6 protein-coding genes, 1 tRNA gene and 2 pseudogenes are annotated in these 11,301 nt (G+C 67.6%); 4 read left to right on the plus strand and 5 right to left on the minus strand.

All coding sequences use genetic code 11. The features are described 5' to 3' along the window. Positions 1 to 269 (plus strand): hypothetical protein (locus GJ629_RS17990; RefSeq protein ID WP_370515866.1); only part of this gene is annotated, 269 nt, incomplete at its 5' end. Here the strand turns inward: GJ629_RS17990 and thsB are convergent. After that, a pseudogene (thsB, locus tag GJ629_RS10555) lies at positions 261 to 1,765 on the minus strand (thermosome subunit beta); the annotation flags it as partial. The gene GJ629_RS17990 and the pseudogene thsB overlap by 9 nt on opposite strands. Positions 1,766 to 2,036: 271 nt before the next feature. Here thsB and GJ629_RS10560 point away from each other — a divergent pair. Continuing rightward, the gene (locus tag GJ629_RS10560; RefSeq protein WP_157512987.1) at positions 2,037 to 5,945 is read left to right on the plus strand and encodes a PAS domain-containing protein; all 3,909 of its coding nucleotides are present in this window, start codon (positions 2,037 to 2,039) and stop codon (positions 5,943 to 5,945) included. A gap of 80 nt (positions 5,946 to 6,025) precedes the next feature. On the opposite strand, the gene GJ629_RS10565 is transcribed toward GJ629_RS10560, so the two are convergent. Continuing rightward, positions 6,026 to 6,098, minus strand: a tRNA-Asn gene (locus GJ629_RS10565). A gap of 95 nt (positions 6,099 to 6,193) precedes the next feature. On the opposite strand from GJ629_RS10565, the gene cca reads away from it, so the two are divergent. Further along, the gene (gene cca / locus GJ629_RS10570) at positions 6,194 to 7,549 is read left to right on the plus strand and encodes a CCA tRNA nucleotidyltransferase (protein ID WP_157512989.1); all 1,356 of its coding nucleotides are present in this window, start codon (positions 6,194 to 6,196) and stop codon (positions 7,547 to 7,549) included. 8 nt (positions 7,550 to 7,557) lie between these two features. Here cca and GJ629_RS10575 read toward each other — a convergent pair whose 3' ends face one another. From GJ629_RS10575 to GJ629_RS10585, 3 genes are read right to left on the minus strand one after another with little or no spacing between them, the layout of a single operon-like run. Continuing rightward, complete coding sequence (locus GJ629_RS10575; RefSeq protein WP_157512990.1) at positions 7,558 to 8,613, minus strand: histone deacetylase; 1,056 nt, start codon at positions 8,611 to 8,613, stop codon at positions 7,558 to 7,560. Then, positions 8,610 to 9,050 (minus strand): histone family protein, encoded by a 441-nt coding sequence (locus GJ629_RS17715; RefSeq protein ID WP_157512991.1) that lies wholly within the window; start codon positions 9,048 to 9,050, stop codon positions 8,610 to 8,612. The genes GJ629_RS10575 and GJ629_RS17715 overlap by 4 nt, the downstream gene beginning before the upstream one ends. A gap of 45 nt (positions 9,051 to 9,095) precedes the next feature. Beyond that, the gene (locus tag GJ629_RS10585; protein ID WP_157512992.1) at positions 9,096 to 10,541 is read right to left on the minus strand and encodes a single-stranded DNA binding protein; all 1,446 of its coding nucleotides are present in this window, start codon (positions 10,539 to 10,541) and stop codon (positions 9,096 to 9,098) included. Positions 10,542 to 10,691: 150 nt separating this feature from the next. Here GJ629_RS10585 and GJ629_RS10590 point away from each other — a divergent pair. Beyond that, positions 10,692 to 11,301, plus strand: a pseudogene (locus GJ629_RS10590) (glycosyl transferase family 2); the annotation flags it as partial.

Consider the following 11,301-nt stretch of genomic DNA (forward strand, 5'->3'; position numbering starts at 1 on the left):
CGACCCGGCGCGGACGCGGCCTTTTTCCCCAAGTTTTCGCCCGAGCGGTCCGCCGCGAGCCGGAAGGCTCGCGTGCGGACGACCCGAGGCGTAAAAAAAGGTTGGGTTTACATCATACCGCCCATGCCGCCGCCCATACCGCCCATACCGCCGGGGCCGCCGGCGCCCTCTTCCTCGCCGCCCGAGGTCGAGAGGTCGCCCGCGGCGATGATGTCGTCGATCTTCAGGACGAGGTTGGCGGCCTCGGCGGCCGAGACGAGCGCCTGTGACTTGGCGTGGGCCGTCTCGACGACGCCGGCCTCGTAGGTGTCCTCGACCTCGCCGGTGAAGACGTTCAGACCGGCGTGCTCGTCGCCGTCCTCGTGGGCCGCGCGGAGGTCGACCAGCGTGTCGATGGAGTCCAGCCCGGCGTTCTCCGCAAGGCGCGCGGGATGAGCTCCAGCGAGTCGGCGAAGGCCTCGATGGCGAGCTGCTCGCGGCCGGAGACGCCGTCGGCATAGTCCCGGAGCCGGCGGGCGAGTTCGACCTCGACGGCGCCGCCGCCGGCGAGGACGAGACCGTCCGCGATGGCCGCCGAGACGACGTCCAGCGCGTCGTTGACGCCGCGCTCGAGCTCGTCGACCACGTGGTCGGTCGAGCCCCGCAGCAGGAGCGTGACGCCGTGGGCGCCCTCGTTCTCGATACGGAACCAGCCCTCGTCGGCGTCCCGGGAGACGTCGCCGCTGCCGAGGTCCTCCGCGGCGATGGCGCCGACGTCCGAGACGACACGGGCCCCGACGACCTCACGCAGGAACTCCAGATCGGACTTCTTGGCTCGCTGGACGGCGAGGATGCCCTCCTTGGCCAGCAGGTGCTGGACCATGTCGTCGATGCCTTTCTGACAGAGGACGACGTCCGCGCCGGAGTCGGCGATGTCCGAGACGATGTCCCGGAGCTGCTGTTCCTCCTGCTCGACGAACTGCTGAAGCTGGCTCGGGTCGTCGACGGTCAGGGAGGCGTCCGCGTTGGTCTCCTCGACCTCAAGCGCCGAGTCGACGAGGAGGATCTCGGCGTCCTCGATGTCCGTCGGCATGTCCTCGTGGGCGGGGTCCTCGCGGACGAGTGCACCTTCGAGGAGTTCGGAGTTGTCAGCCGCGCCGCCCGCGGCGGTCGTGACGTTGAGGAACTCCAGGTCGACGACGCTGCTGCCGTCCTCGGCCTCGACGGTGACGGCCTCGACGGCGTCGACGAGCAACTGGCCGAGCAGTTCCTTGTTGGTCTCGGCGCCCTTGCCCGTCATCGAGGTCTCGGCGACCTGCCGGAGGACCTCGGTGTCCTCGACGTCGATCTCCGTGGCGATCTCGTCGACCTGACTGCGGGCCTCCTTGGCGGCCATGTCGAAGCCCTTGATGATCGCCGTCGGGTGGATGTCCTGCTCCAGCAGGTCCTCGGCGTTCTTCAGGAGTTCGCCCGCGATGGAGACCGCGGAGGTCGTGCCGTCGCCGGCCTCGTCCTCTTGGGTCTCGGCGACTTCGACGATCATCTCCGCCGTCGGGTTGTCGATGTCCATCTCCCGGAGGATGGTGACCCCGTCGTTGGTGATCGTCACGTCGCCGGTGGATGTCACCAGCATCTTGTCCATCCCCTTCGGCCCGAGGGTCGACCGTACCGATTCGGCCACTGCCCGCGCCGCCGAGATGTTGTGGCTCTGCGCGTCCTTGTCCTGCATCCGCTGGGAGTCCTCGCCGAGAATAATCATCGGCTGCCCTTGCATTCGCTGGCTCATATTCGTCCGAATGATTGAATGTGATTCTATATAAAAGCAGGGGATTCGGCGTCAGGCTGACGCTTACCCGAGATACAGGATTATCACGGTATAGAACGGTCTCTTACCGCCCAAATAACGCTCGTGTGGTCTGTGTTCACACGGGTTTGGACACGGCGATTGAAAAGAACGGACCGCCTATTTATAACCGTCGTGCTACGTGGCGGCCGCCAGTATCGTGAGCGAGAACTGGCGCGAGCCATTGATGATTCCCGGGTGTGTAGTTTAGCCAATGAGTGGCGAAGGGACGAGCGAGAGCGCCTCGATACACGTTCTCTACGTGAACGACGACGAGGATTTTGCCGAGTTGACGCGAGCGAAGTTCCTGAACGGCGCATCTGACTTCGAGTTTTCGACTGCCGGGACCGTCGAGGGTGCCCTCGACCGGGTGCGAACGTCGGCGGTCGACTGTGTGGTCACGTCCTACACACTGCCCGACGGGACGGGAATCGACCTCGTGAACCGTCTCGGGACCGACAACGAGGAACTGCCGACGGTGTTGTTCACCGGCCACGGGAGCGAACAGATAGCGAGCGATGCGACACGGGCGGACGTCTCCGACTACGTTCCCATCCGTTCGGACCAGAACAACTTCGAGGTACTCACACGCCGCATCCGGACGCTCGTCGAGGCCGCCCGGCAGGAGGCAGTCGCCGAGCGGATGTCACACCGGTTCCGGCGGACGCTCGAACGCGCGACCGACGGGATATACGCCGTCGACGACGAGTGGCAGATAGAGTACATCAACGAGAAGATGGCCGACCGCGTCGACCGGGACCCAGACACCCTCGTCGGGAAGACCCTCTGGGAGGAGTTCCCGTCCGTGGTCGGGACACCCCTCGAAGAGCGATATCGAACCGCGATGGAGACGGGCGAGCCGGTGTCGTTCGAACAGCGTCTCGGGGACCCCTTCGGGTACTGGGTCGAGGTTCGGGCCTTCCCCGACGACGACGGGCTCACCGTCTTCTCACGTGAGATCACTGCGGAACGCGAGCGAGAGCGGGAGTTAGAGCGGAGCGAGGCGATTCTGGAGAACGTCCACGACATCGTGTTCGTCCTCGACGGCGAGCGGTCCATCGAGTTCGCGAACGCGGCCGCGAAACGGGTGGTCGTCGGTAACCAGTCGGCCCGGATCACGGGCCAACAGTTGGACGCGGTCGTCGGTGGTCGGATCGACGACGACGACAGCGAACGGCTCTCGGCGGTGATCGACTCGACGCTCGACGGGGTCGCGGGAGACGGCAGCGCCACCGGTCTGTACGACGTGGACGTGCAACTCGGAATCGCGACCGGACCCGAAGAGCGGACGTTCGACGTCCGTGTCACGCCGTTTCAGGGTGGGTCGGACGGTCGAGTACTCGTCGTCGGACGAGACGTGACCGAACAGGCCGATGTCAACCGGCAGTTAGAGCGGGATCGGGACGCACACCGAGCGCTACAGACCGTTATGGCCGAAGACGGCGTCCCCGTCGAGACGCGCCTCCGGAACTTGCTGGAGGTGGGGTGTCGGAATCTGGGGTTGGATATCGGTATCGTCTCGCACATCCGAGGCGACGACTACACGGTCGAAGCGACGCACTCACCGGACGCCGACATCGAAGCCGGTGATACGTTCCCTCTCGGATCGACGTACTGCGAGGCGGTCGTCGCGGAGGACGACGTCTGTGCCTTCGCGGACGCGGTCGCCGACGGGCGGGAGACTCACCCCGCCTACCGGGAGTTCAGTTTGGAGTCGTACATCGGTGCGCCACTCGTCGTCGACGGGGAGCGCTACGGGACTGTCAACTTCTCGAGTCCGACGACGCGAGTCGCGCCGTTTGGATCGCGTGAGCGAGCCTTCGTCGAACTGGTGGCGGAACTGGTGAGCACCGAGATAGCCCGAGGGAAAGACCGGGCCGAACTCGAACGCCAGGAGTTCCTGTTCGAACGAGTCCAGGACATCGCCGACATCGGCGTCTGGGAGTACTTCCCGGAGACGGGCGACCTCGACTGGTCTGACGGTGTCCGTCGGATACACGGAGTCGAGGAGGGGTACGAGCCGTCGCTGGACGACGGCATCGAGTTCTACCACCCCGAGGACAGAGAGACCATCGCGACGGCTGTCGAACGAGCGATAGAACACGGTGAGCCCTACGACCTCGACCTTCGGATCGTTCGGGTCGACGGGGAGGTACGGTCCGTGCGGGCGTGGGGAGAGCGCGTCGACAGCACGCGGCACAGCGACCCCGTGATCCGTGGCGTGTTTCAGGACATCACGGAACGGCAGTCCCAAAAGCGGGACTACCGGGAACTCGCCGAGGAGTACGAAGCGCTGCTCGGAACGTCCGGGGACGCCATATTCCTGCTCGACGTTCACGGGAGCGTCGACGATCCGCGGTTCGAGTTCGCTCGGCTCAGTCCGGGGTACGAGACACAGACCGGCCTCACGACCGAGGAGGTTCGAGGCGAAACGCCGCGAGCGGTCTTCGGCGAGGACCGAGGTGCCGAACTGGCGGCGAACTACACGCGCTGTGTCCGCGAAGGTGGCCCCATCTCGTACCGCGAAGAACTGGACGTCGCCGACGACGCGCGGTTCTGGGAGACGAGCCTCGCCCCGGTTGTCGTCGACGGGGATATCGTCCGTATCGTGGGTATCGCCCGGAACGTGACCGAGCAGGTCAAACGGGAACGGGACTTAGCGGCGACGAACAAGCGACTGGAGTCGCTCATCGAGGCGACGCCGCTGACCGTGATGGAGATAGATGACGAGGGCGCCGTCACTCGCTGGAACGACGAGGCCGAGCGGATGTTCGGCTGGTCCCGGGAGGAAGTGCTCGGCGAGTACAACCCGATGATCCCGGCGGAACGGCAGGGGGAGTTCACCGAGCATCGGGAGCGTGCCTTGAGCGGCGAGCGGATCCGCGGCAAAGAGATACGACGGGAGACCAAAGACGGCGAACAACTCGACCTGCTCCTGTCGGTCGCTCCCATCACCGACCGTGACGGGGAGGTGAGTAGTATCCTCGCCGTCTTAGAGGACATCACCGAGCAGAAACGACTGGAGTCGAAACTCCGCGCGCTACAGGAGACCGCCCAGCGACTCAGCAGGGCGGAGTCGGTCGAAGAGGTCGGTGACATCGCCGTCGAGGCGACCGTCGAGGTGCTCGGGTTCGAACTCACCGGCGTGTGGGAGTACGCCGACCAGACCGACACACTCGTGCCGCTGGCTGCGAGCGAAGCAGCGAGGGACGCGGTCGGCGAGTTACCACGGCTCGAACCGGGAGAGAGCCGTGCCTGGAGCGCCTTCGAGGCGACGGAGTTGCGGATACACGAGGATATCCACGCCGAAGTCGGCCCCGACGGCTCCGCAGAGCGCATCGAGAACGGCCTCTTCGTACCGCTAGGTGAGTTCGGGGTCGTCGGTGTCGGGACACCCACCGAACAAGCGTTCTCCGATACGGACGTGGACCTGTTCCGGATACTCGGGACCACTGTCGAGGCGGCGTTCGCGCGGGCGAACCGCGAGGCGGAGCTGCAGCGACAGAACGAGCGACTCGACGAGTTCGCCAGCGTCGTCGCCCACGACCTCCGGAACCCGCTGTCCGTGGCCACCGGGTTCCTAGAAATCGTCGGTGAGAACGAGGACATCGAGTACCTCGACCGGATCGAGTCCGCCCACGACCGCATGGAGCGGCTGATAGACGACCTCCTCACGCTGGCGCGCGGCGAAACGACAGTGACGGCGGCCGAAGCGATCGATCTGGAGTCCGTCGCGACGGAGGCGTGGGGGTACGTCGACACCGACGAAGCCACGCTGGCAGTCGAAGAGACGATCCCGACGGTTCCCGGGGACGGGAGCCGGTTGGTACAACTGTTCGAGAACCTCTTCAGGAACGCTATCGAACACGGCAGCCGAGACGCCGCGGTGACCGTCGGCGGGCTAGGGGGCGACGACGACGGGTTCTACGTCGAGGACGACGGTGACGGGATCCCACCGGCAAAGCGGGAGACGGTGTTCGACCACGGCGTAACCTCGAACCAGAACGGAACCGGGTTCGGCCTCTCCATCGTCGCGGACATCGCCAGAGCGCACGGCTGGTCCGTCCACGTGACCGACGGGGCCGACGGCGGCGCACGCTTCGAGTTCACGTCGAGCGAGTGAGAGGAAGGTGTCGTCACCAGCGGTAGACGGTCCCGGGGGACTGGAAACGTGCCACTGTCGGTGTGACGACCGGGGAGAAACGCCACCGCCAGGACTCGAACCTGGGACAACCACGTTAACAGCGTGGTGCTCTACCAACTGAGCTACGGCGGCCCGTGTTCGCTCCGAGATAGCCGGAGCCATTAATTAGGGCTTTCGTTTTCGCCCCACACCGATACGCTTTCACGTACTTGGCGGGACCCTCGGATATGAGCGAGTCCGTCGAGACAGTGTGCCGGCGGGTCCGCGAGCGGGTCAGCCCCGACGCGGACGAGCAAGCGCGGATGGAGGCCGCCGTCGCCGACCTCACAGACCGTATCGAGGCAGCCATCGACGACCTGCCCGTCGCGGCCGACGTGATACAGGTGGGGTCGACCGCCCGCGGGACGTGGCTGGCCGGCGACCGCGACATCGACGTCTTCGTCCGGTTCCCGGCAGACATCGACCGCGCGGACCTAGAGGAGTACGGCCTCGAAGTCGGCCGCGAGGTCCTCCCCGACGGCCGCGAGGAGTACGCCGAACACCCCTACACCGTCGGCGAGATCGACGGCTTCGACGTCGATTTAGTACCCTGCTACGACGTGGCCGACGCGAGCGAAATCCAGTCGGCCGTCGACCGGACGCCGTTCCACACCGCGTACGTCGAAGAGCGGTTGGACGAGGCGTTGGCGGGCGAAGTGCGCCTGTGCAAGCAGTTCTGTACCGGTATCGGCGTCTACGGGAGCGACCTCCGGACGCGGGGGTTCTCGGGCTACCTCGTGGAGTTGCTGATCCTCGAATACGGCGGCTTCCGCGAGTTGGTCGAGGCCGCCGCCGACTGGCGGCCGCCGGTCCGGTTCGACCCCGAGGGCCACGGCGAGACGACGTTCGAGGACCCGCTGGTCGTCGTCGATCCGACGGACCCCGAGCGCAACGTCGCGGCCGTCGCCGCGCCCGACAGCGTCGCCCGCTTCCAGCACTACGCCCGCGAACTGCTGGCCGACCCCCGCGAGTCGCTGTTTGTCCCGTCGGACCCCGACCCGCTGGACGCCGCCGGCGTCGAGGCAGCCGTCGAGTCCCGCGGGACGACGCCCGTGGCGGTGGTCTTCGACACCCCGGACCTCGTCGAGGACGACCTCTACCCACAGCTCAGGAAGTCCCTCGGCGGCGTCGTCGGCGAGCTTGACCGCCGCGGGTTCGGCGTCCTCCGGAGCCGCGTGCTGGCCGACGACGACCGGTCCGTGCTGTTCGCGGAGTGTCAGGTCCCGCAGTTGCCGGCCGTCGAGCGCCACGAGGGGCCGCCGGTCCACGTCCGCGACCACGCGGGGTCGTTCTTCGAGGCCTACGCCGACGGGGACGCGACCGGGCCCTTCGTCGACGGCGACCGGTACGTCGTCGAGCGCGAACGGTCGGTCCGGACGCCCGAGGCACTGCTGGCGAGCGACGCGATATTCGACGTGGCGCTGGGCGTCGCCGTCGAACGACAGTTACGGGCGGACTACTCGGTGCTGTCCGGGACCGACGTGGCGTCGCTGGCCGACCGGTTCGGGACGGAACTGGCCGCGTACTTCGACCCGCGGCCCTGAGCGGGCGGTCACTCCTCGTCGGTACCGGGGTCCGGTTCGTCGTGGTCGAACGGCTCCCGCGAGGGGAACCCTTGGGCTTTCACTTCCTCGATGACCGACCGGCCCGACTCGGATATCTCCCAGTCGTGGGCGTGTGGCTCTAGCCCGTCGAACACCTCGTGGACCTGTGCGACGCCCTCCGAGAGGGTTTCTAAGCTGTAGCCGCCTTCGAGGACGAATGCCATCGCGGCGTCGGCCTCCGCGACGGTCGACCGGAGCACGTCCGTCAGCAGGCCGTAGCCGTCGGTGGTGACGACCATCCGCGAGATGGGGTCGTGTTCGTGGGCGTCGAAGCCCGCGCTGACGATCAGCAGGTCGGGGTCGAACTCGACGATAGCGGGACCGATGACCTCCTCGACGGCCGCGACGTACTCCGCGTCGCCACACCCGGCGGGGAAGGGCACGTTCAGCGTCGTCCCCTCGGCGTCGCCCTCGCCCGTCTCGGGTATCTCGCCGGTGCCGGGGTAGAGACCGTCCTCGTGGACCGAGGCGTAGAAGACGTCCTCGCGGTCGTAGAATATGTCCTGCGTGCCGTTGCCGTGGTGGACGTCCCAGTCGAAGATGGCGACGCGGTCGGCCGCGCCGGCGTCGAGCATCGACTGGGCGGCGACGGCGGCGTTGTTGAGAAAACAAAACCCCATCGCGTCGTCGGCGACGGCGTGGTGGCCCGGCGGGCGACCGAGGGCGAACGGCGTCTCCCGGCCGTCGGCGCCGTCCAACGCCGCCTCGGCGGCCCACTCGGCCAGCCCCGCGGCCGCGAACGCCGCGTCCCACGTCTCCTCGACGGCGACCGTGTCGGCGTCCCAGTTGCCGCCGCCGTCCTCGCAGAACCGTTCCAGTTCGTTGATGTAGCCGTTGGTGTGGACCGCGAGCGCCGACCCGCGGTCGGTGGCCTCGGGCGCGACGTACTCGACGTTGTGTCTGCTGGCCAGCGCGCGCTTGATCGCCCGGAGGCGGTCCGGGCTCTCGGGGTGGCGCGGCCCGGTATCGTGTTCGAGACAGACATCGCGGTAGCCGACTCTCATCCGAAGTGTGGCTGGAGTTCGTCGTACAGTTCGACGTCGGGCCGTTTGACCGTCCGCCGGCCGGCGTGGCGGGCCAGACGCGCCGCGACCTCCGCGACGGTGTCGGCCTCGTCCTCGAGCAGCGACGCCAGCGCGATGCGGGCGTCCATCGCGACCCGATAGCGGTCGTCGATGTCGAGGCGCGCGATGCGGTCGACCGGCGCGATGGGCAGTTCCAACTCGTCGCTGTCGGGCACCGTCTCGACGCCGAAGTCGGTCGGCATCAGCGTCTTCCGGCCGTCGGCAGTGGCCGCCTCGGCCGCCCGTACGGCCCGTTCTGCCCCACGACGCTGGATGCGTTCGGTCAGCGCCTCGGTCGCTCCGGATCCCACCCGAAGGCCCCCGGCGTTGCGACGAACGATCGAATCGACGGGGGCGAACGGAAGCTCGACACTCATACGCCACAAGGGGGCTGACGCCTTCTTAAGCGTTTTCCGTTATCTTCAGAACAGTTCGTCCGCATCGAGGGTGTCGCCGTCCCGGTGGCCCCGGACGGTCACCTCCTCGCCCAACTGGACGTTCGCGCCCGTCTGGACGCTGACCGTCTCGGTCCCGTCGTCGAGAATCACGGGGTCGCCCGTCTGGACGACGGTGCCCGTGAACTCCGTCATCTCGACGGCCCCGGCGTCCTCGCTCGCGGTCGAACTGCCGGCGTCGGCGGCCGCGTCCGCATCGTCGGTGTCCGCATCGCTGTCGCCGTCGGCGAAGGCGTCAAGCCCCGTCGCACCGCTGTTCTCGCTCGTCGTGTCGCCGCTGTCGCCGCTCGGCGCAGAGGCCCCGTCCTCGAGGACGATGACCGACGACTGCCACCCCGCGGAGGCCTCAAGGTCGTCCTGCCAGCCGTCCTGAATCTCGGCGTCGGCGACGAACACCTCGTCGCCCGGGTGGACGTCCATATCGGCTTTCGGGCCCCACAGCGCGACCCTGATGTCGCCGGTGTCGTCCTGAATCCGGACGTTGCGGACCTGTCCCTCGCTGCCGTCGTCGCGGTCGAACGTCCGCGTCTCCTCGGCCGAGCGGACGACGCCGCCGATGTCGGCGTACGTGTCGAGTTCGAGGCCGTCGATGGGTTCGGTCTCGGGGTCGAACGTCACGTCCTCCTCGTCCAGTTCCTCGACCGCGCCGCGGTCGCCGACGTGTAACTCCAAGGACCCTTCGCGCTCGCGGACGTACCCGTCGACAACCTCGACGACCGCTCCGGCGGACAACTCGGCGGCGCGGTCGGCCCGGTCGTCCCACAGCGTCACGCGGATACGGCCCGTCTCGTCGCCCAGCGTGAGGTTGGCGACCCGGCCCTCGCTGCCGTCGTCCCGGTCGAACGTCCGGGCCTCGTCGGTGTCGAGGACGACGCCCTTGCAGTCGACGTCGGACTCGCCCATCCGCAGCGAGTCGATGGTCGCCGTCCCGCCGGGGTGGACGTCTATCTCGACGTCCTCGTCGGGTTCGGCCTTGTCGACGCTGACCTCCAGACCGTTGTAGCCGTCCTTGGGCCGGCCCTTGATCCGGAGAACGTCGCCGACGTCCAGTTGCCCGTCGTCGATGGAGACGGCCTGTTCGTCCCAGAACGCCAGCCTGACGCGGTCGGTCTCGTCGGCGACCTCAACGTTGATGACGCGGCCGTCCTCGTTCGCCTCGTCGCGTTCGAAGGTCCGCAACTCGCCGACGTGCATCACCTTCCCGATGAACTTCACCTCGTCCATCCCGGGTTCGATGTCGGCGATTGTCTCGACTTCCCCCTCGTTGAGTTCGTGCGCGAGCAACATCGCGGCCGTCTCCTCGTCGGCCAAGCCCCCCATCTGTTCGACCTTCTCCTCGACGGCCTCGCGGAACTCCTCTTCGGAGACCTCGTCGGTGTCTATGTCCGCGTAGACGTCCTCTATCGCACCCATACGTTACTCCCCGCGTGGTTCGGTCGCCGCTTAAGCGTTGTCGTTGGCACGCCGATACCAGTCATACCGACACCTCGGACCCACTCGGTGATAAACGTCCGGCGGAACCGCCGACCGTGCGCTTATCTCGCTCCCGCCCACAGCGGGGGTATGGAGTACGTCCAAGAGCGGGTGACGACGCTGCACGACTTCGGCAGCGCCGCTCCCGCCGCGCCCACCGACCGGGCGACGGTCGTCGTCCCGATGACCGAACGCGACCACGCCAGTCTGGCCGCAGAGCGGGTGTTCGCCACGCTCGAACAGGTCGACCCGGCGAACGTCCTCGTCGCCCTCCGGGCCACCCCCGAGGAAGTGGGCGACGTGGCCGCGTGGCTCGACGGCTTCGACGTCCCGACGGAGGTGCTGTGGTGTTCGGCCCCGCCGCTCGCGGAGTACCTCCAGTCGGCCGGGCTGGACGGGCCGACCGGCAAAGGCCGGGACGTGTGGCTGGCGCTGGGCGTCGCGGCCGCCGAGACGGACCTCATCGCGGTCCACGACGCCGACGCCGAGAGCTACGCCGCCACCCACGTCCCGCGGCTGCTGTTCCCGCTGGGCGAGGGGTACGCCTTCTCGAAGGGGTACTACGCCCGCGTCGAGAACGACCGGCTGTACGGCCGGCTGAACCGGCTGTTCTACGTCCCGCTGGTGCGGGCGCTGGCCGACGCCCACGACGCGCCGGTCGTCGAGTACCTCGCGGCGTTCCGCTACGCGCTGGCGGGGG

It is taken from the genome of Halapricum sp. CBA1109 (genome assembly GCF_009741825.1).
Taxonomy (GTDB): domain Archaea; phylum Halobacteriota; class Halobacteria; order Halobacteriales; family Haloarculaceae; genus Halapricum.

Excerpts from the sequence above, each read along its gene's own strand:
- GJ629_RS10560 (WP_157512987.1), top strand. The coding sequence starts at position 2,037 with ATGAGTGGCGAAGGGACGAGCGAGAGCGCCTCGATACACGTTCTCTAC.
- cca (WP_157512989.1), top strand. The coding sequence starts at position 6,194 with ATGAGCGAGTCCGTCGAGACAGTGTGCCGGCGGGTCCGCGAGCGGGTC.
- GJ629_RS10575 (WP_157512990.1), bottom strand. The coding sequence starts at position 8,613 with ATGAGAGTCGGCTACCGCGATGTCTGTCTCGAACACGATACCGGGCCG.
- GJ629_RS17715 (WP_157512991.1), bottom strand. The coding sequence starts at position 9,050 with ATGAGTGTCGAGCTTCCGTTCGCCCCCGTCGATTCGATCGTTCGTCGC.
- GJ629_RS10585 (WP_157512992.1), bottom strand. The coding sequence starts at position 10,541 with ATGGGTGCGATAGAGGACGTCTACGCGGACATAGACACCGACGAGGTC.